Below are 23,883 nucleotides of genomic sequence, written 5' to 3' on the forward strand. Positions count from 1 at the left end.
CAGCTTCGGCGCTTCGCTCAGATCTGCAACGCTGGAGATGAGCGAAAGCCGGGATGATAGCCGATCTCCCCCCTTGAGGGGGAGATGCCAAGTTTTGGCAAAGAGGGCAGGACAGAGGGGGGTGCTATCCCGCCAACGTTGCGCACTAGACCTCGGGTATCGCGCTAGCGCGTTTCGGTTGCTCATCACGCCAGCGCCTCCTCGACGATCCGTCCGAGCTGTGGCGCGATATAGGACAGGTCCTCCTCGTCCTTGATCAGCACGCCGATGGCGCGGCGAAAAGCTTCCGGCCACGGGCTGCCGCCTTTTTCGAGAATGGTGGCGGCATTGGCCCATTCGACTGCTTCGGCGATGCCTGGCGGCTTGGCCAGCGGACGGGCGCGGATGGTCTGCACGGCCGCCGCCACGGCGCGCGCCGTAGCCTCGGCAACGTCGCCGGCACGCAGCATGATGATCTCGGCCTCGCGCTCGGCGTCGGGATAGCCGATCCAGTGGTAGACGCAGCGACGGCGCAGCGCCTCGGCAAGTTCGCGGGTGCGATTGGAGGTCAGGATGACGATCGGCTGCGCCGTTGCGCGGATGGTGCCTCTCTCCGGAATGCTGATCTGGAAATCGGAAAGGAATTCCAGAAGCAGCGCCTCGAACTCATGATCCGAACGGTCGATCTCGTCGACCAGCAGCACGCGCTCCTGTGGGGCCTTCAGCACCTGCAGCAACGGCCGCGCGATCAGGAACCGGTCGTCATAGATATCGATTTCATGCTCGCCAGCGTGGCGGATGGCGAGCAACTGGCGCTGGTAATTCCATTCATAGAGCGCATGCGCGGCGTCGATGCCTTCATAGCATTGCAACCGCACCAGATCGCGGCCGAGCACTTCGGCGATCGCCTTGGCCGCTTCGGTCTTGCCGACGCCCGGCGCGCCTTCGAGCAGCAGCGGCTTGCCCAGCCTTATCGCCAGGAAGATCGCGGTCGCCAGGCTTTCGTCGGCGAGATAACGCGATGCTGCAAGGCGCTCTGCCACCGCTTCCGGCGACGTTGCGATGGTCCCGGCGCTTGCAGTGCGGTCACTTGTCCTGGGCATCTCCAACACTCAGTTCGGCGCGCCGGCCTGCGCTTTCAAGGCGCGCAGAATGCGCTCGGGCGTGATCGGCAGCGTGTCGATGCGCACGCCGACCGCGTCGAAGACAGCGTTCGCCACGGCGGGAATCTGCGGGTTGGCGCACATCTCGCCCGGTCCCTTGGCACCGTAGGGGCCATCGGCCGAGGGACGTTCCAGCACGATGATCTCGGTTTCGGCGAGGTCGCCGGGACCCGGCATCAGGTACTGGTTGAAGTCGGTGCCGCCATGGTCGCGGTTGGGATAATAGGGCTCGGTCGTCTCGTAGAGCGCGTGGCTGATGCCCATCCACGAACCGCCGACGAGCTGCTGCTCGACCATTTTCGGGTTCAGGGCGCGGCCGATCTCGAAGATGTTCTTCACCGTCAGCACGGTGACTTCGCCGGTCTCGTCATCGACCTCGACCTCGGCGACCGTGCAGGCATGGGCGTAGCAGGTCGACGGCTTCATCGCGCCGGTTTCTTTCTCCGGATAGGAGCGTGGGATGAGAAACATGCCGCGGCCGGAGATCGAGCGGCCGCGCTTGAAATGGGCCGATAGCGCGACATCGAAGATCGAGATCGACTTTTGCGGCGCCCCTTTGACCAGGATGTTGCCCTGGCCGTCGGTCTCGAGGTCCGACGCATTCACTTCCAGCTCCTCGGCCGCCACCTCCAGCATCACCTGGCGGGCCTCCTTGGCCGCCTGGATGACGGCGTTGCCGGCGCGGTGCGTGCCGCGCGAGGCGAAGGTGCCCATGCAGTGCGGGCCTGTATCGGTGTCGGCGGTGTCGACGACGACGCGGTCGGTCGGCACGCCGATCGTCTCGGCGCAGATCTGCGCCATGATCTGCTTCATGCCCTGGCCAAGATCGACGCTGGAGAGCGTGACCATGAAATTGCCGGTCGGCGTCGAATGCACCAGCGCCTGGGTGGGGTCGCCGCCGAGATTCATGCCGGTCGGATAATTGATCGCGGCGACGCCGCGTCCGCGCCTGATCGCCATCTCAAGCTCCCTTCGCGTAGGAGGACATGGCCATGTATTTTTCCGCCACCGGCCAGTTGGCGGCGCGCGAAGCTTCCTGCATGCATTCGATCAGCGCAGCGCCCTCGGTCGGTTGGCGGTGCGCCTTCATATCGCCGTCGCGATAGGCGTTGATGAAGCGGAATTCGAGCGGGTCCATGCCGATCAGCCGGGCGAGCTTGTCCATCTGCACCTCCAGTGCGAAATCGCCGATGGTGACGCCAAAGCCGCGCATGGCCGAGGAAGGCGTGCGGTTGGTGTAGACGCAGTAGGTGTCGATCCAGACGTTGGGGATGGTATAGGGGCCGGGATAGTGGCCCGCGCCCTTCTGCGCGCCATAGGGCGAGTGACGCGAATAGGCGCCGGCATCGGTGTAGCCGGTGACCTTGCGGGCGACGATGCGCCCGTCGTTCATGACGCCGTCCTTGATGACGACCTTTTCGGCCGCGCGGGGCGAAGAGATCTGCATCTCCTCCTCTCGACTGTAGATGAAACAGACTGGTCGTCCGGTTAGCTTGGCGCCGAGGATGGCGATCGGTTCGACTATGACGTCGACCTTGCCGCCAAAGCCGCCGCCGACGGTGCCACCGACGAAATGCAGCTTGCTGCCCGGCATCTGCAAGATGATCGAGGCATTGTCGAGGGTGAAGAACATCGCCTGCGTGTTGGTGTAGCAGGTGAAACGGTCATTGCCTTCGGGCGCGACGATGCAGCCGGTCGTCTCGGTCGGCGCGTGCTCGATCGGCGAAGACTGGTAGGTCTGTTCCAGGATGTGATCGGCGCCGGCGAAACCGGCCTCGACATCGCCGAAGCGGACCTTGCGGCATTCGCCGCTGTCATAGAGATAGTGGTTCTGGCCGTGATATTCGTTGACGATCGGCGCGCCGGGCTTCAGCGCCTCCTCCATGTCGAACACGGCCGGCAGCACCTCATAGTCGACCTTGACCTTGGCGGCCGCTTCCTGCGCGGCGCGCTCGGTCTCGGCCAGCACCGCCACCACGGCTTCGCCCTTCCAGCGCACCTTGCCGTCGGCCAGCACCGTCTCGTCCTCGGGTCCGACCTGGATCAGGATGAGGATGGTGTAGACATTGTGCGGCACGTCCTTGGCCGTCAGGATCTTCACCACGCCCGGATGCTTTTCCGCCTCCGAAGTGTCGATCGAACGGATGCGGGCATGGTGGTGCGGGCTGCGCACCATCTTCAGGTGCAGCATGCCGGGAAAGTTGCGGTCGGCGAAATAGGCGGTCTTGCCGGTGACGTGGCCGGGCGAATCCGAGCGCGGCCGGGGCTGGCCGATCTCGTGCAGATCGTCCTTGCGCTGGTCGGCGAAGTAGCTCTTGCGGAGTTCCATCTTTTTGACTCCCCTCAAGCCGCGTGCTGCGAACTGGATCGCGCAGCGGACAGCACCGCCTGGATGATCGGCTCGTAGCCGGTGCAGCGGCAGATGTTGCCCGACAGCGCCTCGACCACCTCGTCGCGGCTGGGGTTGGGCGTATGGTCGAGCAGCACCTTGGCCGCCATGATCATGCCCGGCGTGCAGAAGCCGCATTGGGTGGCGAAGGCGTCGAGGAAGGCGCGCTGCAGCGGATGCAGCACGCCGCCTTCCGACAGCCCCGAAGTCGTGGTGATGGCGGCGCCGTTGCAGGTCTCGGCCAGCGTCAGGCAGGAGAGCCGGAGTTCGCCGTCGATGATGACCGAGCAGGCGCCGCAGGTGCCCTGGTGGCAGCCGCCTTTCGGCGAGGTATCGCCGATCTTGTCGCGCAAGGCGTGAAGCAGCGTCGTGCCGCTGTCGATGAATTCGGCCTTTTCCGCGCCGTTGAGCGTGAACTGAACCGGGACCTTTGCCATGTTTTCCTCCTTGCGGGCCTGCCCGTGGGCAAAGCCCGCGCCCCAACGTACTCTCAGGCAAGCAGCAGCCGGCCGAGATGGACCGGCAGGACTTCATTGCGATACCAGGCACTGGCGATCGGGTCGGTGATGGGCGAGGTGCCTTCGCCCGCAGCGGCCAGCGCCGGTACGATGCCATCCTTGGTGAGCTTGCTGCCGAGCAGCGCCTTCTCGGCTGCCTTGGCGCGCATCGGGCGATCGGCCATGCAGCCGAACGCTATCCGTGCCGAGGACACGGTGCCGTCCACCGCCTGTTCCAGCACCGCGGCAATGCTCAGCACAGAGACGCCTTTGGGCTTGACCCGCGACACCTTCAGGAAGCGAAAGCCGTTGTGTGGTGGAAGCGCGAAAGCGACCGATGTTACGACGGCGCGGCTGCCATCCCGGTTGGTCAAGAACTCCTCGATCGGCATCTCGCTGTCATCGGTGCTGACGGTTGCGTCCAGCGCCAGCAGCGCGACCGTGAAATCGCCATAGGGCGCGGGTGCGAACAGATTGCCGCCGACGGTCGCCATATTGCGGATCGCCGGACCGCCGACAGCGCGCGCGGCAGGAGCAAGAGAGGCGAGATCCGGATGACGGGCGACCGTCGCCATGGTCACCGAGGCGCCAAGTCGGACCTTGCCGCCGGAGACGGCTATGGTCGACAACGACGGCTCGGTCGAGCGCACGAAGCTTAAGAGCGATACGTCGCCTTCATTGGTGGCGCGAACGACCAGCGTGCCGCCGCCGAGATAGCGGGTGCCGGCCGCCTTCAGCGCCGCATCGGCATCCTTCACCGTGGAGAAAGTCTGGAGGGCAAGCGCCATGGCATGCTCCTGCTTATCAGCTCTGGCCGGCAAAATGGCTCTTCAGGGCATTGAAGCCGCCCTGGAAGACATTGGCGCCCATGCCTTCGGCCAGCTTGTCGGCTTCTTCGGGTGCTGCGTCGAAGCTGGCGGTCCATTCGGCATAGGTGCGGTCGCCGTCTGTCACGCGCCGCAATTGCAACGTCGCCTTGTGGTTGGTCAGCGGCTGCGGCGTCTCCAGTATGGAGTAGCTGACCAGGAAATTGTCGTCGGAGAAATCGAGCAGCTTTTCGCGGATGCGGGCGCCGCTGGCGAGCTGGAAATTGCGCACGCAGCCGATCGCGCTTGCATCCTTGCCGTCCTCGATATGGCTTTCGACCATGCGCGGATGCCAGCCCGGCAAGCCGTTGAAGTCGCGTATGCGCGCCCAGACCTTTTCGACCGGTGCGTCGATGACGCTGGAGATGGTTACTTTTGCCATATGGATGTTACCTTGCAAATTGGCTGCTGGGAAGGATAGGGCGCCGGCGTCGGCGGCGCTTATCAATGCGTCTTGAGCACCTATCAAGGAGTCTGAAAATGAGCCACGCGGCTCAGGCTATCGCCCGCGCCGCCTCGCGATAGAGCGTCGGCGGGACGCCGACATGGTCGCGGAAGAAGCGCGAGAAATTGCCCTGCGTGGTGAAGCCGAGATTGCAGGCAACCGAGATCAGCGGCGCCTCGGACCACTGCAGTTGCCGCACAGCTTCCTCCATGCGCAGCGTGTTCCAGTAGACGTTGGGCGTCAGATTGGTCTGCTCCTTGAACAGGGCGAAGAAGTGCGGCCGCGACAGGCCGACGCTACGCGCCACGTCATCGAAGCAGATGCGCTCGCAGACATTGGCCTTCATCAGCTGGATCGCCTTGCGGACACGGAAGTCCTGCATGGTGCTGACGCGGGCGCGCACGACTTGCGGCGCCGAAGCGTCGGCGGCATCGAGCACCGAGTCGATGAAGCGTTCGATCTCGTAGTTGGCGATGTCGTCGATGCTCTCATTGTCGCTCAAATGGTCGAGCAGATTGGCTGCCGCCTGGTGCAGCCAGGGCTCAAGCGTGATCGCCGGGGTCGAAAACAGCGGCGCCGATGATGGCAGGTCGCGGCGGCGGCGGGCCCAGTCCGGATCGATGTAGAAGGCGAGGAACAGTCCGGGCGTGCCGTCGCGCGACAGAGCGTGGCTGTGCGGCTGGAAGGAATTGATGCCGGCCGCCGTGCCTGGACCAAGCCGCACCGTCTCGCGGCCGATGGTCATCTCGCCGGCCGTGCCCTCCAGCCAGATGATGATATGCGCCTCGACATGGGCATGGGTCACGAAGTCGCTGGCGACGTTCAGGACAGAAACATGTCCGAACCGGCCCCAGTAGAGCCTGATCGCTTCCGTCATGGGTATATCCTCCCGCAGGCGACTGGCCTCCCTTCGCCTGCAATGGGGATACTGCGGTCCAGTTCGGGTCCACGTCAAGGCGCATGCGCTTGGCTCAAGCCAGCCGTGCTTTGCGCTGGCCGATTTTCAGACTGAGCGATAGGAACGAGAACGAATAACGGGCTCGGTTCTAGTCGCTGCGCCGGAAGTTGCGGATCCGGTCGAACAGGACCGCGAGCAGAATCGCGCCGCCGATGAACACGCCTTGCCAGAAGGCATTGATGCCGAGCAGGCCGAGGCTGTTGCGAATGACCTCGATCAGCGCCGCGCCGACAATGGCGCCGAAGGCGGTGCCGACACCGCCGGCCAAATTGGCGCCGCCGATGACGGTCGCGGCGATCACCTGAAGCTCCATGCCGTTGCCGAGATTGGTGGTGACGGCGCCCAGCCAGCCGGTCTGGATGATGCCGGCAATGCCGGCGGCCAGCGCGGAGATCATGTAGACCGCGACCTTGATCTGGCGCACCGGAACGCCGGTCAGGGTCGCGGCATGCTCGTTGCCCCCGATGGCGAAGATGTGCCGGCCGAATTTGGTCCAGCGCAGGACGAAGCCGGTGACCAGCGCCAGCAGGATCGTATAGAGCACCGGATTGGCGATGCCGAACACCCAGGCCCCGCCGCCCAGAGCCAGGAGCTTGTCGTGGTCGGGCCCGAACTGGAAGACGACGGTGTTGTTGGAGGCAACCATGGCGAGGCTGCGCGCGATCGACAGCATGCCGAGCGTCACCACGAAGGGCGGAAAGCCGAGATAGGCGATCAGAACCCCGTTGAAGGCGCCGACGATCAGCGCCGTCGCGATCGCGGCGGCAATGCCGATCTCGATCGAGTAGCCGGCATGCATGGTGACGGCCAATATCATCGAACACAGGCAAAGCACCGAGCCGACCGACAGGTCGATGCCGCCGGTGATGATGACGAAGGTCATGCCGAGCGCGACGATGGCGACGAAGGTGACGTTGCGGGTGATGTTGTAGAGATTCTTCGGGGTGGCGAAGGAATCGGTGGCAAACGACAGGAACAGGCAGGCCAGGATGACCGCAATCACCACCCAGAAGGTCTGGGTGGCGAACACCCTGGAAAGCAAGGTGTGCTGTTTCTGTTCAATCGTCTGGTCAAGGGTGACTGCCATTATCGACCTCTCATGCCGGTGGCCGAATGCGCCAGCACGGCAAATTCCAAGCTTCGAAATTCCGGACCACTTTCATGACACCTGCTCGATGGCGCCGGTAATCAGGCCCGTGACCTCCTCGGGCGAACTCGATGCAATCGTCTTGTCGGCGACCTTGCGGCCGCGCCGCATGACGATGACGCGGTCGGCGACGTCAAAGACGTCTGGCATGCGGTGACTGATCAGCACGACTGATATACCCTGGTCGCGCAAATGGCGGATCAGGTTCAACACTTCCGCGACCTGCCGGACCGAGATCGCCGCCGTCGGCTCGTCCATCAGCACGATCTTGGCCTGGGAAAGCATGGTGCGGGCGATCGCTACCGCTTGCCGCTGGCCGCCGGACATCTGCTTGACGAGGTCGCGCGGCCGGGTTTCGGACTTAAGCACAGCAAAGATCTGGCCGGCGCGCTTGTACATGGCGGCATAGTCGAGGATGCGGAACGGCCCGACGCCCCGGCGCAGCTCGCGGCCGAGATAGACATTCGCGGCGGCCGTCAGATTGTTGCACAGCGCCAGGTCCTGATGGACGATCTCGATGCCGTGCTGGCGCGCCTCGACCGGCTTGTGCAGGATCAACTCCTTGCCGTCCATCTGCATCGTGCCATGGCTCGGGCGGAAATTGCCGGCGATCATCTTGACCAGGGTCGACTTGCCGGCGCCATTGTCGCCCATCAGGCCGACGACCTGCCCAGGCTCGATCGACAGCGACACGTCGTTGACCGCCTGGATGGCGCCGAAATGTTTCGAGATATTGGTGAGTTCGAGAACCGCCACCAGCTTTCTTGCCTCCCCGTGCTTCCCGGCCTGCGGTTCTGCCGCGGCCCGCTCTCCCCAGCTCCTCCCGGAGACAGCGATTTTGAAGTCCATTATGCGAATGCCGGCACTGGCGTCAATTGTCGGACGAATAAGATCTGGCAATTGTCCGATGAATTGCGGGGAGGGAGCTTTAAAAATCAGTTTTGTAGGACAAATAGAGATTGACGTTGGCGGCGAGCCGATATTAGCTAAGCGTCGGAGGAGAATATCCCGACCCTGTTGCCGGTTTGCCGGGTGGGTCGGCGGAGGCTTACCGGGTCGAGGGCACGCCGACAGCAGCGTTTGTCGAGCAGGTTCGAGATCGTATCTGGAAATGCTTATCGACCTGGCTTGGCGACATGAGCGTTCGTGCAACGATCCTCTGTCATTGCTTGGTCCGGGTCGGTCTGTGTGGCGGGCACGTCGTGTCCGTCTGTTTTCAAGGGAGGACTGACATGAAGAAATCACTATTGCTCGCCGCTGCCGCCGTCATGGCGCTGGGCGCCGGGCCGGCTTTGGCCAAGAAACAACTCGTCATCGTCGTGAAGGGTCTCGACAATCCGTTCTTCGAGGCCATCAACCAGGGTTGCCAGAAATGGAACAAGGAAAATGCCAGCTCGGAGTATGAGTGCTTCTATACCGGTCCGGCGTCGACTTCCGACGAGGCCGGCGAGGCACAAATCGTCGGCGACATGCTGAGCAAGTCCGACACCGTGGCGATGGCCATTTCGCCGTCCAACGCGCCGCTGATCGCGCAGACGATCAAGAGCGCCAATCCGACGATCCCGATCATGACCATCGACGCCGACCTGACCAAGGAAGATGCCGGCCTGCGCAAGACCTATCTCGGCACCGACAATTATCTGATGGGTTTCAAGATCGGCGAGTACATCAAGAAGGGCAAGCCGAACGGCGGCAAGATCTGCACCATCGAAGGCAATCCCGCAGCCGACAACATCCTGCGCCGCGCGCAGGGCATGCGTGACGCGCTTTCGGGCAAGGAAGGCCTGGCGGCTCTCGCCGGCGAAGGCGGCTGGACGGAAGTCGCCGGCTGCCCGGTGTTCACCAATGACGATGGCGCCAAGGGCGTGCAGGCGATGACCGATATCCTCGCCGCCAACCCCGACCTCGACGCATTCGGCATCATGGGCGGCTGGCCGCTGTTCGGCGCGCCGCAGCCCTATCGCGACCTGTTCAAGCCGATGGCCGACAAGATAGCCAAGAACGAATTCGTCATTGGTGCCGCCGACACGATCGGCGACGAGGTGGCGATCGCTCGTGAGGGCCTCGTCACCGCGCTCGTCGGCCAGCGGCCGTTCGAGATGGGCTACAAGGCGCCGTCGGTGATGATCGACCTGATCGAAGGCAAGACCGTTGCCGATCCGGTGTTCACCGGCCTCGACGAATGCACCAAGGACACGGTCGACACCTGCATCCAGAAGTAGGCTGCGATTTCGGGGCGCCGGCTTACGGCGCCCCGCCATCCCCTGGGTCATGGAATGTACCCGGTTCATGCAAGGATGAAGCAGCGCGGTCGAGGCGGAATGCCTCAGCTTCGACGCGCCCATGGTTCGCATTTTCGGCGAAGGGCAATTCGGCAGGGAAACTGACATTCCCGACGTGGCCCGCGACAGACCGCCGATGCATTGGAACGTGGATGCCGGACGACGGAAAATCAAGGAAACGAGCCGCCAAGGCCGAGGCGCCGGTCAGACCCCCGGCTGCCTTTCGGCGCGCCGATGCGGCACACTTTCCCGGCTCCAGCGTCCATGCCTCGCTGGCAAGCGAGATCGGTCTTCGGATCGTGCGCGGCGACTATCCACCTGGAGCCATCCTGCCCAACGAAGCCAAATGGTCGGAAACCTTCAACGTCAGCCGCTCGGCGGTGCGCGAGGCGATCAAGATGCTGATGGCTAAAAGCCTGTTGGCATCGCGCCCCAAGATCGGCAGTTGGGTCGAGCCGAAAGAGCGCTGGAACCTGCTCGACCGCGACGTGCTCGCCTGGTATGCGACCGCACCCGACCGCGAGGCGTTCCTGCGCACCGTGCAGGAATTCCGCCATATCATCGAACCCGAAGCCAGTGCCTTCGCCGCTATCCGGCGCAGCGAAGAGCAGATGGGCGAGATCAGCCAGGCCTGCCGGGAGATGGGCGATGCCACGAACCTGCAGGAACGCACGCGCGCCGATACGCGCTTTCATCTCGCCATCCTGCGTGCCTCCGGCAACGACCTGCTGGTGCCGCTCGGCGTGCTGATCGAATCCGCGCTCGATCATTTGTTCCTCTTCGTTACCCGCGAGCACAGCGACCAGCGACGGGCGCAGTCCCTGCACGAGGCGATTGAAAAGAACATCCGCCTGAGGCGACCTGGTGCGGCGCGCAACTCCGTGCACAGGCTTCTTGCCAACACCGATGATGTCATCGGGCGATCGCGGCGTTAAGGTCAAGCCAATCACACTGAACGGCAAGTTCGGCTCCAGGCGGAAGCTCGTTTGCGCTCGGCCGAATTCCTGCCCATGACCCAACCTTGACCTTCCTGGGGCAGAAGGGATGGCCAGGAGAGCGCGGGACGCGGGATACGCGCACCGCGAAACGGACTACGATCGGGCGGCGGGTCAGGATGGTGAACGTGTGCCGCGCCGAAAGACCGGCACGAAGAGGTACTTCATGGTGCGTTCGTGCGTCAGAGATAGAACTCGTCGCTGGTGCTCAGGATGATGTGAGCGTCATGTTTGTTTTCTCACAGTATACGAAAGAAACAAAAGCGGGCGGATTCGGTGGAAGGAATTCTTTCTGATATTTCCATGCGAGACAGAGGTCGTATGTATCGAATGGTTTTTGCTCTCGTCGTTCTTCAATACCGCCCTTCACAAATGTGAGAGAAATAACATACGCAATCGCATTCATAGTTCCGGAATCCGCTTGTGCCGCCGTTGGCGCTGCCAAGAGAAGAGCGAGCGCGATGATGGGCTTGGTGCGATTCATGTCTTCCTCCATTCCATCCGGTGCTGATGGGATTGCTTGGAAGCGACGGCCGAATGGGCTACGCTAGGAAGCGCGCCAGGAGGGTGAAATGTCCCGAACGGCTCCTGAAATTGAGCCGAAATCTGCTGAAACGATCACGTTCGGCGGGTTTGCCTTTCTTGCGAAAAGCAGAGAACTCCGAACCGTCGAAGGCAAAGCGGTCAATCTTCGCAGCCAGACCGCCGAGGTGCTCTCCGTGCTCGCGGCGCGACTGGGCGAGATCGTGTCCAAGGATGCGCTGATGCAGGCGGTCTGGCCCGATACGTTCGTGACCGACGACAGCCTTACTCAATGCATTGCCGATATTCGTCGCGCGTTGGGGGACGACAGGCACGTGATCGTGGAAACCCTCCCGAAGAGAGGTTACCGGCTGAATGCCGACCCACCGGAACCAGCAGGCTCGACCACCATTGTCGACTTAGAGCCTTTGCGGGTGCGATCCGCGCGCCGCAGCATCGTTCTTGGTGCACTCGTTCTCATTGCGGCGGCCATCGGTGCATCCTACGGCACGGACATATGGCGAGCCGCCCCAGTTCGTTCGAGCGACATGCCGAGGATTGCAATCCTTGCCTTCGACGACATGAGTAGCGGCGCGGACGTGGGATATCTCAGCGATGCTGTCGCCGAAGGGATCATCACCGAGCTATCGCGGAGCAAGACTTATGCCGTCATCGCCCGGAACTCGAGCTTCAGGTACCGCGGCCAACCGGTCGACGCCAGGCAGATTGGCGATGAACTCGGCGTCGACTATCTGCTCGAAGGCAGCCAGCAGAAGATCGGAGGCCGGCTGAAAGTGACCGCCCAGTTGCTGAACGCGCATGACGGATCGCATCTCTGGGCCAACACCTACAACCAGGAGATTGGCGATCTCTTCGTCGTCCAGGAGAAGATCATCCGTACGCTCGCCGATCGGGTCGGGCGGAGGATCGAGCGCCCCTGGCCACGGAGCGACGCCGCGCAAGTCAGCGCGCTTCACTATTACCTAGTGGGGATTGCCGAGAACCGAAAAGATTTCTCTGCCGCGGGAAACGCCCTGCAGCGGCAGTTCAGCCTCAAGGCGATCGAGGCGGATCCGAACTCCCAGTTCGGCTACATCGGGCTGGCCTGGACCTATCGCAATGACGTGTTGTTCTGGCATGAGCAGGAAAATAGCCATGACGAGGCGTTAAAGCGCGGCGCCGAATACGCCGACAAGGCCATCCTGCTTGCTCCGGACGATGCCGAGGCGCATTATGTCCGCGCCCGTATCCATACCGAAGCCGGAGAGATCGAGCAGGCCGTGGCGCGGTACGATCAGGCGATCGCCCTGAATCCCAGCGCCTCGAATATCCTCAATGGCAGTGCGATCCCGCTGATCTTTGCCGGCCGAATCGACGAAGCTATCGCTCGGATCGAGCAGGCCAAGGGCGTCGATCCTTTCCACGCCGACTGGCTCCACTGGGACATGGGCTGGGCGCTCTACGAAAAGGACGATTGCAGGGCTGCGCTGACCTCGATGCGGAAAATGTCCAGAATGCCAAGCGGCGCACACCGAATGCTCGCCGGGATCCACGCTTGTCTGGGAAACGAGCGAGAGGCAAAGGAAGCGCTTGCGGTTTTCCTCAAAGACTCGCCGGGCGACTCCATCAGCAAACAACGCAGGCAATGGGAAAAGATGTACACCGCCCCCGGCAGCCTCGACCGATGGCTCGAACACATGCGGTTTGCGGGGTTGCCGGAGTGACGGCCGACCATATGCCGCCCGGCAGCGCGTCCTATGGAACGCGTGGCGCTGCAGGCGGCATCAGGTCGACACCGTTGACCTTGGCGACATGCGTTGCCAGCATCGGCACATATTGGTCGGCAGGCCCGGCGGCGAAGGCGCCGGCGAAGGCGTTCTTGGTGGCATTGCCGAGCGGGTTGGCGATGCCGGCCGCTCCCGCCATCGATTCGAGATAGGTGAGATCCTTGAAGGCATTGGCAATGGTGAATTTATGGGCGTCGCGGTCGCCCTCCAGCGTCCAGCGCATGAATGTCTGGTAGAAGCCGCAGTCCATGCGGCCGTTGCGGATGACGCTGTCGAAGCGCGGCGGCGATATGCCGACCTTCTCGGCCAAGGCCAGCGCCTCGGAATAGATCGCCGCATAGCCCAGCGAAATGAAATTGTTGAGCAGCTTCATGCGGTGGCCGTCGCCGGTGCCGCCAATATGGACGATGCGTCCGGCCCAGGTGTCGAGCACCGGCTTGAGGCGGGCAAAGACCGCGTCGGAGGCGCCGACCATGGCGTCGAGCGTACCTTCCCAGGCCTCTTTCGGCGTGCGGCTGAGCGGGGCATCGACATAGTCGACGCCGAGCGCTTTGAGTTCGGCGGCGATGGCCACCGTCGAAACCGGATCGGAGGTCGAGCAATCGACGACGACAGAGCCTTTCTTCAAGCCCTCCTTGAGGCCGCCTGGTCCGCGGACAACGGCTTCCACCTCGCGCGAGCCGGTGACGCAGATGAAGACAATATCGGATGCCGCCGCAACATCGCGCGAGGTGGTTGCTTCCTTGGCGCCCCGGCCAAGCAGATCTTCCGCGGGCTTGCGGTTCTTGCGGCCGAGAAAGGTCAGCGCATAGCCCTTGTCGACGATGTTCTTGGCGATTCCATGCCCCATCAGGCCAAGGCCGATGAAGCCGATCTTTTCGCTCGCGGCAGTCGTGGTCATGTCGTTTTGTCCTGTCTGGAAATTATCGATAATAGCGCTGCCGTTCTTGCCGCAAGCGGTTGCGGAATGCAATATTGTCTGACAATACGCATACTTCCCAAGCGATGTGGAGAGCAAAATGACGAAGCGGATCATGTTCACCGGTGGCAGCGGCAAGGCCGGGCGTCATGTCGTGCAATATCTGGTCGAGCATGGTTGCCAGGTGCTCAATATCGACACCAAGCCGCTCGACAATCCCAAGGTGCGCACGCTGATCACCGACATCACCGACAGTGGGCAAGTGTTCAACGCTCTATCGAGCTATATGGGGCTGCACGAATTCGATCCGTCGTTGCGCGCGCAGCCGGTCGATGCCGTGGTGCATTTCGCTGCCATCCCGCGCATCATGATCACGGCCGACAACGAGGTGTTCCGCATCAATGCGCTCGGCACCTACAATGTCATCGAGGCAGCGGTGAAACTCGGCATTCCAAAGGTCGTGATCGCCTCCAGCGAGACGACCTACGGACTGGTGTTCGCCAACGAGCCACGCGACCCCAAATATTTCCCGCTCGATGAGGAGTACGACGTCGATCCGATGGATAGCTATGCGCTGTCCAAGGTCGTCAACGAGAAGACGGCTCGGGCGTTTACTCAACGCAACGGCACCGATATCTACGCTTTGCGTATCGGCAACGTCATCGAGCCGCATGAATATCAGCTGTTTCCGAAATGGTTCGCCGATCCGGGTTTCCGCAAGCGCATCGCCTGGAGCTACATCGATGCGCGCGACCTTGGCCAGATCACGCTGCGGGCGATCGAGAAGGACGGGCTTGGCTATCAGGTATTCAATGCCGCCAATGACGATTGTTCGTCCGATCTGCCGACGGCCGAGTTGCTGAAGCGGTTTTATCCCGACGTGCCGGTCAAGGTCGAACTCGGCGAATATGAAACGCTGCTCTCCAACCGCAAGGCGAGGGACGTGCTCGGCTTCCGTCCGGAGCACAGCTGGCGGAAATATGTCGGAGCGGCCTGATCGACCGACGATCCGGGGCTGATCTGTGCACAGAAACAGGCTTTGCTGTCCTGTGCTTGACAGGCTTTGAAATCCGGACTTTCTGGGACGGATGCGGGACGCAAAGCCGAACAGGGAAAAAAAATTGGCCGGTGCGGCGCCCGCCGAACGTCCGGCCGCCGCTCGCCGGGCCGATGCGGCCCGCATTCCCGGGTCGAGCGTGCATGCGTCGCTTGCCAACGAAATCGGCTTGCGGATCGTGCGCGGCGACTATCCGCCGGGAACCATCCTGCCCAACGAAGCCAAATGGTCGGAGACCTTCGATGTCAGCCGTTCGGCGGTGCGGGAAGCCATCAAGATGCTGATGGCGAAAAGCCTGCTGGCCTCGCGTCCCAAGATCGGCAGTTGGGTCGAGCCGAAGGAACGCTGGAACCTGCTCGACCGCGACGTGCTCGCCTGGTACGCAACGTCGCCCGACCGCGAGGTTTTCCTAAAAACCGTGCAGGAATTCCGCCATATCATCGAGCCGGAGGCCAGCGCCTTCGCCGCCATGCGACGCAGCGATGAGCAGATGGCCGAAATCAGCCAGGCCTGCCGGGAGATGGGCGAGGCGGCGACGCTGCAGGAGCGCACCCGCGCCGACACGCGCTTCCATCTGGCCATCCTGCGGGCGTCGGGCAACGATCTCCTGGTGCCGCTGGGTGTGCTGATCGAATCGGCTTTCGATCATCTGTTCGCCTATACGACACGGGAACTGGACGATTTGCAGCAAGCGCAGAAGCTGCATGAGGCGATCGAGAAGAATATTCGCCTGAAAAAGCCTGATGCGGCGCGCAATGCGGTGCGCAAGCTGTTGGCCAATACCGACGTCGTCATCAGGTCGAGATAGGCCGATACCGAGGTGCGGTCCTAATCTTCTTTCGGGCGTCCGAAGGCGGCGCGCAGCTCGTCCTTTGCGTCCTCCAGCACTTTCTTCTGTCGTGCCGGCAGGTTCTTGCCGGCGCGGTTGATATAGAAGTTCAGCATCGACATGGCGGATTGGAACGGCTCGGCTTTGCGCCGGTCGCTGTGTTCGGCCGATCGTTTCAGCGAGGCCGCGATCTTCCTGGCGTCATGGGATTCGAAGACGTGTTCCTCGAGATCCATGGCGTCGCTGTGTTCGGTCACGTCGGCCGACCATTTTCTTCTTGCGGTCATGGCAAACTCCTTCCACCGTGAGTTCATGGAAAACTCCGGACGGTGGTCGCTGTTCCATTGCGGCTTCAAATCCCTGGAGCCACGGAATTGCTTATGTGGTGCTGCCCAGCGCCACGAATGCGTCGATAGTGGCGAAGGAACCGGTCAATTTTTAAAACCGCGGGCAGGAAACCTCTTGACCACAACCGCCGCCAGCCAGGCAAGCAGCCCCGGCATCGACAGCGCCTACGCCTGGATACGGCTCGGCATCTCGGTGCTTTTGTCAACGATCGGCGGTGTCGGCATGTGGGCCGTCGTCGTGGTTCTGCCCGCGGTGCAGGCCGAATTCGGCGTCGATCGGGCTGCGGCGTCGATGCCCTACACCGCGACAATGATCGGCTTCGCCGTCGGCAATGTGCTGGTCGGCCGCGCCGTCGACCGCATGGGCTACTGGATCCCGGCGCTCATTGCCTCGCTGGCGCTCGGCGCCGGTTTCCTGCTGGCGTCGCTAACCACTTCGATCCTGCAATTCACCCTTGCCCAGGGGATTTTGATCGGCGTCGGCACGTCTGCGATCTTCGGGCCGTTGATCGCCGACATCTCGCACTGGTTCAACCGCCGGCGCGGCGTTGCGGTGGCCGCCGCCGCCGCCGGCAATTATCTCGCCGGGGCGATTTGGCCGGTGGCCATGCCCTATGTCATGCAGGGCGAAGGCTGGCGCTTCACCTATGCCGCGATCGGCGTCGTCTGCCTCGCGACCATGGTGCCGCTGATCCTGCTGCTCAGGCGCGGCGCGCCACGTGCCGCCGCTCCCGGTTCACCCGGCAGCCGGCCCGTCCAGCCGATCTCGCTGTCGCCGGCAGCCCTGCAGGTGTTGCTCGTCGTCGCCGGGCTTGGCTGCTGCGTGGCGATGTCGATGCCGCAGGTCCATATCGTTGCCTATTGCATCGACCTCGGCTACGGCGTGGCGCGCGGCGCCGACATGCTGTCGATCATGATGGCGGCGGGCGTCGTCAGCCGGCTGGCTTCCGGCTTCCTTGCCGATCGCATCGGCGGCGTGAAAACCTTGCTGATCGGCTCGGTGCTGCAAGGCCTGTCGCTGTTGTTCTACATCCCCTTCGACGGGCTTGCCTCGCTTTACGTCGTCTCGCTGGTCTTCGGCCTGTCGCAAGGCGGCATCGTGCCTAGCTACGCCATCATCGTGCGCGAATACATGCCAGCCAGGGAGGCCGGCCAGCGCGTCGGCATCGTCATGATGGCGACCATCCTGGGCATGGCGATCGGCGGCTGGATGTCGGGCTGGATCTACGATCTGACCGGCTCCTACGCCGCGGCGTTCCTCAACGGCATCGCCTGGAACCTGCTGAATATAGCGGCCATGCTGCTGCTTTTGTGGAAGGCGCGGCGCAGTGCCGCGGCGATGGCTTGAAGCGAGGCTGCCCGAGTTGGCACAAAAAAACCCGCCTCGACGGCGGGTCGCTGGCGCAAATCAGCACCATGAATAAATTCCTAGCATAACTGACATCACCTGTCAAGTTGAAATGGCGGCAGCACAAAGCTGGAGCGATTGGTTCGCTTGACAATGGGGTAAGGCTGCGCGACGCCAGACGGGTGCGGCGGCAGGTCGGATGGGCATGGCGACAGTGGCAAAGACGCTGAATAGCATTTCGCGGCCGCGCTTCGGCGCAGGCGCCGCATTCGGGGCAAGGCCATGATCAAGCCGCGCTCGCGCCGTGGCGGCGGCCGCCCCACCATCGCCGATGTCGCGCGCAAGGCCGGCGTCGGCGCCATCACAGTGTCGCGTGCCCTGCGCGAGCCGGAGCGCGTTTCGGAGGATTTGCGGCGTCAGATCCAGGCGGCCGTCAACGAACTGGGCTATGTGCCCGATCCGAATGCGCGCGCGCTGGCCTCGGCGCGCGCCGACGTGTTCGGCGTTCTGGTGCCGTCGCTCACCAACAACGTTTTCGCCGAAGTGGTGCGCGGCATCTATGACAGCCTGTCGGACGGCCCCTTCCGCGTCCAGCTCGGCAATACGCATTATTCTGGCCTCGAGGAAGAACGGCTGCTGCAGGTATTTGGCCCGCAGCGCCCGGCAGCCCTGATCGTGGCCGGCATCGACCAGACGCCGACCGCGCGAAAATTGCTGGAGACAGCTGGCTGCCCGGTGGTGCAGGTCATGGAAACCGGACCCGACCCTGTCGACATGCTGGTCGGTTTCTCGCACCTCGACGGCGGACGCACGGCGACGGAGCATCTGATCGAGGCGGGTTACAGGCGGATCGGTTTCATCGGTGCGCGCATGGACCCGCGGTCGCAGCGGCGTCTGGCTGGCTATCGCGCGGCAATGGAAGCTGCCGGCCTGTTCGATGCACGGCTGGTCACCACCACGCCTGTGCCGTCCAGCGTCACGCTTGGCCGTGAACTGTTTCGCGATGCGCTGGCCAAGGCGCCGACGCTCGACGGCGTCTTCTGCAACAATGACGATATCGCGCTCGGCGTGCTGTTCGAGTGCCACCGCGCCGCGATCGCTGTACCGAGAACCATCGGCATCGTCGGCTTCAACGATCTCGACATGATGCAATCTGCGTTCCCGTCAATCACCAGCATCCGCACCTATCGCTATGAGATTGGCCGGCGTTCGGTCGCCATGGCGCTGGCGGCGATCGCAGGGAAACGGCCGGAGCAGCGGGTGGTCGACCTCGGCTTCCAGCTCATACGCCGCGAGAGCACGGCACGCTGAACGCGTTCCAGACAAGCACAATGGTCCTTTACACCCCGCCATGGTAGCGCTACCATATGGCGCCGACGCAAAGCCGGGACGAGGCCTGAGGGCTGTTTATTATACATAAGCGACAGATAATACTTGTTTATTATGTATAATATGATAGTTTTTGCTGCTGCTTGCGGGATCACAAGGAGAGGATATCGAGCAGGCAAACGGCCCGGCTCAAGAGCGCGACGGCAAGGCGGGAGGTGCCCGGCCAGACGCGTGAACTGTCATGGCTGCTAACAACAATCAAAACTGCAACTGGGAGGAATATCGATGATCAAGTCACTCGTTGGTGGCATCGTTGCCGCCACTGCATTCGTCATGTTGAGCTCGTCGGCGATCGCCGATCCTGAAATCGTCAAGGGGCCGGCGGCCGAGCCGGACTGTTTTGCGCCGTGGGCGGCCGACACGCAGTTCTTCAAGTTCCCCAAGAAGGAAGGCCCTTACCGCGTCGCGCTGGCCAACGGCTACATCGCCAACACCTGGCGCATCCAGATGGTGCAGACTGCGAAGGCCTATGCCGCGCAGCCGGAAGTCGCCGCGAAACTGAAGGAATTTAAGGTCGTCTCAACCGGTGAAGATGTGCCGGCACAGATTTCGGCGATCAACAACTTCATCGATTCCGGTTATGACGCGATCGTCGTCAACGCACAGAATCCAACAGCTTTCGGACCGGTCATCAAGCGCGCCAAGGAAGCCGGTGTCGTACTGGTGGCTTTCGACAACATTCTCGATACCAAGGATGCCATCAACGTCAACGTCGATCAGAAGGGTCTTGGCGAGTTGTGGGGCAACTGGCTGGTCAAGCATGTGCCGAACGGCGGCAAGGTGCTCGAAGTGCGCGGCGTTGCCGGCACGTCGGTCGACACCGACCGCCACAACGGCATCCATGAGGCCCTCGACGCTTCCGGCAAGAAGTGGGAGGTCACCGAAGTCGTCGGCAAATGGGACGACGGCGTGGCGCAGAAAGCCACGGCCGACGCCATTGCCACCAACGGTCCCTTCGATGGCATCACCGGGCAGGGGGGCGACACCGGCATCGTGCAGGCGATGATCGATGCCAAGCATGCTTTCGTGCCGTTCGGCGGCGAGACCGAGAACGGCTTTCGCAAGTTCTGCGCGGCTCATGCCGGCGATGGGCTGAAATGCTCTTCGGCCGGCACCGGCCCCGCCCAGGTGGCGGTTGCCATCAAGACGGCGATCGCCGCACTCGAGGGCAATGTCGTGCCGCAATCGGTGAAGCTGCCGCTGGCGATCGTCGAGGATCCCAATTTCAAGGCGGGCGAGGACTACTTCCCCGACCAGTCGGACAATTTCTTCGTCGGCAATTCCTTCCCGACCTGCGGCATCAATTTCACCGCGCAGGAAATCATGGGCCAGACCAAGGAAAACCAGTAGACTGATCGTCCCGGCGCCGTGGGAAAATCCGCGGCGCCGGGCATGCTCCATTCCCTGTTCGTCAAACTGGCTTGGGAGGGCCGATGGACGGCGCGGTTCCGCTTTTCCGAATGGAAGGCATCTCCAAGCGTTATGGCGGCGTGCGGGCGCTTGAGAAGGCCGAATTATCGGTCACACCAGGCAGCATCCACGCCATTCTCGGCGAAAACGGCGCCGGCAAGTCGACACTGATCAAGGTCATGGCGGGCGTTGTCGCGCCCGACGAGGGCCGTATGGAACTGGACGGGCGCGAGGTGACGTTCGCGTCGCCGGCCGCCGCCAACCAAGCCGGCATCGTTTGCATTTTCCAGGAGTTGTCGCTCGTTCCCGAACTCAGCGTCGCCGACAACATCGTCATTTCCGATCCGCCCAAGCGCTTCGGCATGATCGACCGCAAGGCGCAGCGCCGCATCGCGGAAGAAGCCCTGGCGCGCGCCGGCGCCTCCGACATCCACCCGCTGGCGCTGGTCAGGGATCTTCCTCTCTCAAGAAGGCAGATGGTCGAGATCGCCAAGGCGCTGGCCAGGAAGCCGCGCATCCTGATCCTCGACGAAGCGACCTCGGCGCTGACGGCAGCCGACGTCGCCAAGATATTCGGCGTGCTGAAGCGGCTGCGCTCGGAAGGGCTGGCGCTGCTCTACATATCGCATCGCATGAACGAGATTGCCGAACTTGCCGACCAGTGCACGGTGTTTCGCAACGGCCGCAACGTCGCGAGCTACAGAGCCGGCTCGAAAAGCGACAACGAGGTCGTAGAACTGATGATCGGGCGCGAATACAGCCATATTTTCCCGCCCAAGCCCGCACCGGTACCGGCTGTTGCCGCTCCCGTGCTGGAGGCGCGCAAGCTCTCCTGGACCGACCGGCTGGATAATGTTTCGCTCACGGTGGGCGCGGGCGAGGTCGTCGGCCTCGGCGGTCTCGACGGCCAGGGCCAGCGCGAATTGCTGCTCGCCTTCTTTGGTGTGCTGCGCGGTCTGTCCGGCCAAATCTTGATCGACGGCAAGCCGGTGGCGATAGCCAGTCCTTCAGCCGCACGCGATGACCGGATCGGCATGGCGCTGATCCCGGAGGATCGCAAGACGGAAGGACTGATGCTGCCGATGACAGTGCGCGAAAACCTTTCTTTCGCGGCACTCGACCGGCTGTCCAGGGGTGGCATCATCGACCGCGTCGCCGAACAGCGGCTGATCGACGACATGGTGGCTCTCCTGGCGATCAAGACGGCAGGCCTCGACATTCCTGTCGGCGCGCTGTCGGGCGGCAACCAGCAGAAGGTCGTCATCGCCAAATGGCTGATGCGGCAGCCGCGCATCATCCTGCTCAACGATCCGACGCGCGGCATCGATGTCGGCACCAAGCAGGAACTCTATCAATTGATGCGCAAGCTCGCCGACGCCGGCGCGGCGATCCTGTTCTATTCGACAGACTATGACGAACTGATTGGCTGCTGCGACCGGGTGCTTGTGCTCTATGACGGGGCAGTCAAGCGAGAACTGGTGGGCGCCGAGATCACCGAGCGGGCGCTGATTGCCAGCGCCCTCAACATCCATGGCGAAGACGCCAGCCTGACGCAGGGAGCAAACGCGTGAAAGATTGGCGCTACTGGCTTGCCGAACAGCGCGGAACGCTACTCGCGTTCGGCATCTTCATCGTCATGTTCGTTATCTACACATCGAACCATCCGGCCGGCTTCACCGCCAATGTCGTGCAGACGGCTTCCAACAAGGGCGTGCTGCTCGCTTTCGTCGCCATGGCGCAGACGCTGGTGGTGATCACCGCCGGCATCGACCTTTCCATCGGCATGATCTTTACGTTGACCAATTGCCTGGCCTCGTGGCTGGTCATCGGCACCGGCATCGAGACCGCCTTCGGGGTGATCGCGGTGCTCGGCACCGGCCTGCTGTGCGGGGCGATCAACGGCGCCATCGTCATCTATGGACGATTGCAGCCAATCGTCGCCACCATCGCCACCGGCGCGGTCTATTTCGGCATAGCGCTGCTGCTCAGGCCGTTTCCGGGCGGCTCGGTCAACGAGGGTCTCGCCGACGCCTTGACCGGGCGCCTGTTCGGTGTGGTGCCGGCAAGCCTGGTAGTTCTGCTTGCCGTCGTGCTGGTCGTTTGGGTGCCGTTCAGCCGCTCGGTGCTTGGCCGCGCGGCCTATGCGGCGGGGTCGTCGGAGATGGCGGCCTACATGTCCGGCGTGCCGATCCGCCGGGGCAAGTTCGCCGCCTATGCGCTGGCCGGCCTGCTTGCCTCAATCGGCGGGCTGTTCCTGACCTTCTTCACCTATACCGGCGATGCCGCCTATGCCAGCGGCAATGCCTACACGCTGTTCTCGATCGCCGCAGTCGTGCTCGGCGGGGTCTCGCTGTTCGGCGGCAAGGGCAGCGCCATCGGCGCGATCTTCGGCGCACTCGCCTTCCGCACCATCGGCGACCTGCTCTTCGTCTTCGATTTCGATCCGCTCTGGCAGCCGCTGTTCCAGGGTGTCATCCTGCTGATCGCGGTCAGTCTCGGCGCCTTCGCCCTGTTCAGGGTCCGTAACCGGCTGGAGTGGTTCCTGTGAGCGAAACGACCGTCAGCGGCATCGCCAATCGAATGCCGAAATTCATCCGCCGCGCCGACCCGGCGGTGCTGACGGCCTTTGCCTGCATCGCGCTGCTGCTGTTTGTCGGCAGTCTCTATTCGCGCAGCTTCCTGTCGCCGGAATATCTGCTGCAGCAGCTCAAGGTGGCCTCGTTTCTCGGCGTCATCGCCACTGGCATGATGCTGGTCATCCTGCTCGGCCAGATCGACCTGTCGGTGCCGTGGTCGGTGGCGGTCGGCGCCATGATGGCCTGCGCGGCGGCGGCCTATGGCCCGGCCGGGGTGGCGCTGGCCATTCCGTTCGGTATCTTCTGCGGTGTGCTGATCGGCGTCGTCAATGGTATTGGCGTCGCCTATCTGCGCATTCCCTCGATGATCATTACGCTCGCCACCAACGCCGTCGCGCAGGGGCTGATGGTGGTTTACACCGGCGGTTTCTCGCCGCAGGATTCGGCAACCGGAGCGATGCGCTATCTGGCGACCGGCTTTGCCATTCCGGGCCTGCCCAACGCGGTTATCATCTGGGCGCTGATCGGAGCAGCGATGGTCTTCGTGTTGACCCGCACCGGATTCGGCCGCGCCGTCTATGGCATCGGCAATCGCGAGCGCGCCGCTTATCTCTCCGGCATCGATACAAGGCGGGTGGTGATGATCGCCTTTGCCGTGTCCGGCGGGCTTTCGGCTTTCGGCGGCGTGCTTCTGGCCGGCTATGCCTCCAAGGCGGCGCAGTCGATGGGCGACGCCTATCTCTTGCCGTCGATCGCCGCGGTGGTGCTTGGCGGCACCTCGATCCTGGGCGGCCGCGGCTCCTATCTCGGCACGGTCGCGGGCGTGATCCTGATCACGCTGCTGCAATCCATCCTCTCCGTCATGCAGATGCCGGAGGCGGGGCGGCAGATCATCTATGGCGTCGTCATCGTCGCCATGCTGCTGCTCTACGGCCGCGCGCCGGCAAGCCGCTGATCCGCATCGTGAAGGCGGAACAA

Annotated in this window: 23 protein-coding genes; 11 read left to right on the forward strand and 12 right to left on the reverse strand. The window is 63.0% G+C overall.

Annotated features, from left to right (window positions below; genetic code table 11):
• Positions 1-185: 185 nt before the first annotated feature.
• The 9 genes from AC0L2H_RS26300 to AC0L2H_RS26340 form a co-directional block, all read right to left on the reverse strand.
• Complete coding sequence (locus AC0L2H_RS26300; RefSeq protein WP_473592955.1) at positions 186-1,082, reverse strand: AAA family ATPase; 897 nt, start codon at positions 1,080-1,082, stop codon at positions 186-188.
• Positions 1,083-1,091: 9 nt separating this feature from the next.
• Positions 1,092-2,102 (reverse strand): xanthine dehydrogenase family protein molybdopterin-binding subunit, encoded by a 1,011-nt coding sequence (locus AC0L2H_RS26305; RefSeq protein WP_473592956.1) that lies wholly within the window; start codon positions 2,100-2,102, stop codon positions 1,092-1,094.
• A 1-nt stretch (position 2,103) separates the two neighbouring features.
• On the reverse strand, positions 2,104-3,471 hold the full coding sequence (locus tag AC0L2H_RS26310) for a xanthine dehydrogenase family protein molybdopterin-binding subunit (RefSeq protein WP_473592958.1): 1,368 nt from the start codon (positions 3,469-3,471) through the stop codon (positions 2,104-2,106).
• 14 nt (positions 3,472-3,485) lie between these two features.
• Entirely contained in the window at positions 3,486-3,968 is a 483-nt protein-coding gene (locus tag AC0L2H_RS26315; RefSeq protein WP_473592960.1) for a (2Fe-2S)-binding protein, read from the reverse strand.
• Between the two features lie 53 nt (positions 3,969-4,021).
• Positions 4,022-4,816, reverse strand: coding sequence for an FAD binding domain-containing protein (locus AC0L2H_RS26320; protein WP_473592962.1), 795 nt, complete (start codon positions 4,814-4,816; stop codon positions 4,022-4,024).
• A 16-nt stretch (positions 4,817-4,832) separates the two neighbouring features.
• A complete protein-coding gene (locus AC0L2H_RS26325; RefSeq protein WP_473592963.1) occupies positions 4,833-5,276 on the reverse strand; it encodes an SRPBCC family protein in 444 nt (147 codons plus the stop codon).
• 112 nt (positions 5,277-5,388) lie between these two features.
• Positions 5,389-6,216, reverse strand: coding sequence for a helix-turn-helix domain-containing protein (locus AC0L2H_RS26330; protein ID WP_473592964.1), 828 nt, complete (start codon positions 6,214-6,216; stop codon positions 5,389-5,391).
• A gap of 169 nt (positions 6,217-6,385) precedes the next feature.
• Positions 6,386-7,384, reverse strand: a complete 999-nt coding sequence (locus tag AC0L2H_RS26335; RefSeq protein ID WP_473592965.1) for an ABC transporter permease — start codon at positions 7,382-7,384, stop codon at positions 6,386-6,388.
• Positions 7,385-7,456: 72 nt separating this feature from the next.
• On the reverse strand, positions 7,457-8,200 hold the full coding sequence (locus tag AC0L2H_RS26340) for an ATP-binding cassette domain-containing protein (protein ID WP_473592967.1): 744 nt from the start codon (positions 8,198-8,200) through the stop codon (positions 7,457-7,459).
• A gap of 476 nt (positions 8,201-8,676) precedes the next feature.
• On the opposite strand from AC0L2H_RS26340, the gene AC0L2H_RS26345 reads away from it, so the two are divergent.
• Positions 8,677-9,666 (forward strand): sugar-binding protein, encoded by a 990-nt coding sequence (locus tag AC0L2H_RS26345; protein WP_473592968.1) that lies wholly within the window; start codon positions 8,677-8,679, stop codon positions 9,664-9,666.
• 212 nt (positions 9,667-9,878) lie between these two features.
• A complete protein-coding gene (locus tag AC0L2H_RS26350; RefSeq protein ID WP_473592969.1) occupies positions 9,879-10,661 on the forward strand; it encodes a FadR/GntR family transcriptional regulator in 783 nt (260 codons plus the stop codon).
• Positions 10,662-10,929: 268 nt separating this feature from the next.
• On the opposite strand, the gene AC0L2H_RS26355 is transcribed toward AC0L2H_RS26350, so the two are convergent.
• Complete coding sequence (locus AC0L2H_RS26355) at positions 10,930-11,205, reverse strand: hypothetical protein (protein WP_473592970.1); 276 nt, start codon at positions 11,203-11,205, stop codon at positions 10,930-10,932.
• Between the two features lie 88 nt (positions 11,206-11,293).
• Here AC0L2H_RS26355 and AC0L2H_RS26360 point away from each other — a divergent pair, with 88 nt between their 5' ends.
• Positions 11,294-12,967 carry a winged helix-turn-helix domain-containing protein gene (locus AC0L2H_RS26360; protein ID WP_473592971.1) on the forward strand — a complete coding sequence of 558 codons (1,674 nt, stop codon included), beginning with the start codon at positions 11,294-11,296 and terminating at the stop codon, positions 12,965-12,967.
• A gap of 31 nt (positions 12,968-12,998) precedes the next feature.
• Here AC0L2H_RS26360 and AC0L2H_RS26365 read toward each other — a convergent pair whose 3' ends face one another.
• Entirely contained in the window at positions 12,999-13,931 is a 933-nt protein-coding gene (locus tag AC0L2H_RS26365; RefSeq protein ID WP_473592973.1) for an NAD(P)-dependent oxidoreductase, read from the reverse strand.
• A 118-nt stretch (positions 13,932-14,049) separates the two neighbouring features.
• Here AC0L2H_RS26365 and AC0L2H_RS26370 point away from each other — a divergent pair, with 118 nt between their 5' ends.
• Together AC0L2H_RS26370 and AC0L2H_RS26375 are read left to right on the forward strand one after the other, a co-directional pair.
• Positions 14,050-14,946, forward strand: coding sequence for an NAD-dependent epimerase/dehydratase family protein (locus AC0L2H_RS26370; RefSeq protein WP_473592975.1), 897 nt, complete (start codon positions 14,050-14,052; stop codon positions 14,944-14,946).
• Between the two features lie 91 nt (positions 14,947-15,037).
• Positions 15,038-15,814 (forward strand): FadR/GntR family transcriptional regulator, encoded by a 777-nt coding sequence (locus AC0L2H_RS26375; RefSeq protein WP_473592977.1) that lies wholly within the window; start codon positions 15,038-15,040, stop codon positions 15,812-15,814.
• A gap of 20 nt (positions 15,815-15,834) precedes the next feature.
• Here the strand turns inward: AC0L2H_RS26375 and AC0L2H_RS26380 are convergent, their stop codons facing one another.
• Positions 15,835-16,122, reverse strand: a complete 288-nt coding sequence (locus AC0L2H_RS26380) for a DUF3175 domain-containing protein (protein WP_473592978.1) — start codon at positions 16,120-16,122, stop codon at positions 15,835-15,837.
• Between the two features lie 175 nt (positions 16,123-16,297).
• On the opposite strand from AC0L2H_RS26380, the gene AC0L2H_RS26385 reads away from it, so the two are divergent.
• From AC0L2H_RS26385 to AC0L2H_RS26410, 6 genes are all read left to right on the forward strand, one after another.
• Positions 16,298-17,530 (forward strand): MFS transporter, encoded by a 1,233-nt coding sequence (locus tag AC0L2H_RS26385; protein ID WP_473592980.1) that lies wholly within the window; start codon positions 16,298-16,300, stop codon positions 17,528-17,530.
• Positions 17,531-17,812: 282 nt separating this feature from the next.
• Positions 17,813-18,841, forward strand: coding sequence for an HTH-type transcriptional regulator GntR (gntR, locus tag AC0L2H_RS26390; RefSeq protein ID WP_473592981.1), 1,029 nt, complete (start codon positions 17,813-17,815; stop codon positions 18,839-18,841).
• Between the two features lie 303 nt (positions 18,842-19,144).
• On the forward strand, positions 19,145-20,269 hold the full coding sequence (locus tag AC0L2H_RS26395; protein WP_473592983.1) for a sugar ABC transporter substrate-binding protein: 1,125 nt from the start codon (positions 19,145-19,147) through the stop codon (positions 20,267-20,269).
• 83 nt (positions 20,270-20,352) lie between these two features.
• Positions 20,353-21,900, forward strand: a complete 1,548-nt coding sequence (locus tag AC0L2H_RS26400) for a sugar ABC transporter ATP-binding protein (RefSeq protein WP_473592985.1) — start codon at positions 20,353-20,355, stop codon at positions 21,898-21,900.
• Positions 21,897-22,877, forward strand: a complete 981-nt coding sequence (locus tag AC0L2H_RS26405) for an ABC transporter permease (RefSeq protein WP_473592986.1) — start codon at positions 21,897-21,899, stop codon at positions 22,875-22,877. Before AC0L2H_RS26400 ends, AC0L2H_RS26405 begins: the two co-directional genes overlap by 4 nt.
• Positions 22,874-23,860 (forward strand): ABC transporter permease, encoded by a 987-nt coding sequence (locus AC0L2H_RS26410; RefSeq protein ID WP_473592987.1) that lies wholly within the window; start codon positions 22,874-22,876, stop codon positions 23,858-23,860. The genes AC0L2H_RS26405 and AC0L2H_RS26410 overlap by 4 nt, the downstream gene beginning before the upstream one ends.
• The last annotated feature ends 23 nt before the right edge of the window (positions 23,861-23,883 follow it).

The sequence above is a fragment of the Mesorhizobium sp. WSM4871 genome, assembly GCF_055811295.1.

Bases quoted from the DNA above. Each gene is read 5' to 3' on its own strand.
- AC0L2H_RS26300 (WP_473592955.1), bottom strand. From the start codon at position 1,082: ATGCCCAGGACAAGTGACCGCACTGCAAGCGCCGGGACCATCGCAACG.
- AC0L2H_RS26305 (WP_473592956.1), bottom strand. From the start codon at position 2,102: ATGGCGATCAGGCGCGGACGCGGCGTCGCCGCGATCAATTATCCGACC.
- AC0L2H_RS26310 (WP_473592958.1), bottom strand. From the start codon at position 3,471: ATGGAACTCCGCAAGAGCTACTTCGCCGACCAGCGCAAGGACGATCTG.
- AC0L2H_RS26315 (WP_473592960.1), bottom strand. From the start codon at position 3,968: ATGGCAAAGGTCCCGGTTCAGTTCACGCTCAACGGCGCGGAAAAGGCC.
- AC0L2H_RS26320 (WP_473592962.1), bottom strand. From the start codon at position 4,816: ATGGCGCTTGCCCTCCAGACTTTCTCCACGGTGAAGGATGCCGATGCG.
- AC0L2H_RS26325 (WP_473592963.1), bottom strand. From the start codon at position 5,276: ATGGCAAAAGTAACCATCTCCAGCGTCATCGACGCACCGGTCGAAAAG.
- AC0L2H_RS26330 (WP_473592964.1), bottom strand. From the start codon at position 6,216: ATGACGGAAGCGATCAGGCTCTACTGGGGCCGGTTCGGACATGTTTCT.
- AC0L2H_RS26335 (WP_473592965.1), bottom strand. From the start codon at position 7,384: ATGGCAGTCACCCTTGACCAGACGATTGAACAGAAACAGCACACCTTG.
- AC0L2H_RS26345 (WP_473592968.1), top strand. From the start codon at position 8,677: ATGAAGAAATCACTATTGCTCGCCGCTGCCGCCGTCATGGCGCTGGGC.
- AC0L2H_RS26350 (WP_473592969.1), top strand. From the start codon at position 9,879: ATGCCGGACGACGGAAAATCAAGGAAACGAGCCGCCAAGGCCGAGGCG.
- AC0L2H_RS26355 (WP_473592970.1), bottom strand. From the start codon at position 11,205: ATGAATCGCACCAAGCCCATCATCGCGCTCGCTCTTCTCTTGGCAGCG.
- AC0L2H_RS26360 (WP_473592971.1), top strand. From the start codon at position 11,294: ATGTCCCGAACGGCTCCTGAAATTGAGCCGAAATCTGCTGAAACGATC.
- AC0L2H_RS26365 (WP_473592973.1), bottom strand. From the start codon at position 13,931: ATGACCACGACTGCCGCGAGCGAAAAGATCGGCTTCATCGGCCTTGGC.
- AC0L2H_RS26370 (WP_473592975.1), top strand. From the start codon at position 14,050: ATGACGAAGCGGATCATGTTCACCGGTGGCAGCGGCAAGGCCGGGCGT.
- AC0L2H_RS26375 (WP_473592977.1), top strand. From the start codon at position 15,038: ATGCGGGACGCAAAGCCGAACAGGGAAAAAAAATTGGCCGGTGCGGCG.
- AC0L2H_RS26380 (WP_473592978.1), bottom strand. From the start codon at position 16,122: ATGACCGCAAGAAGAAAATGGTCGGCCGACGTGACCGAACACAGCGAC.
- gntR (WP_473592981.1), top strand. From the start codon at position 17,813: ATGATCAAGCCGCGCTCGCGCCGTGGCGGCGGCCGCCCCACCATCGCC.
- AC0L2H_RS26395 (WP_473592983.1), top strand. From the start codon at position 19,145: ATGATCAAGTCACTCGTTGGTGGCATCGTTGCCGCCACTGCATTCGTC.
- AC0L2H_RS26400 (WP_473592985.1), top strand. From the start codon at position 20,353: ATGGACGGCGCGGTTCCGCTTTTCCGAATGGAAGGCATCTCCAAGCGT.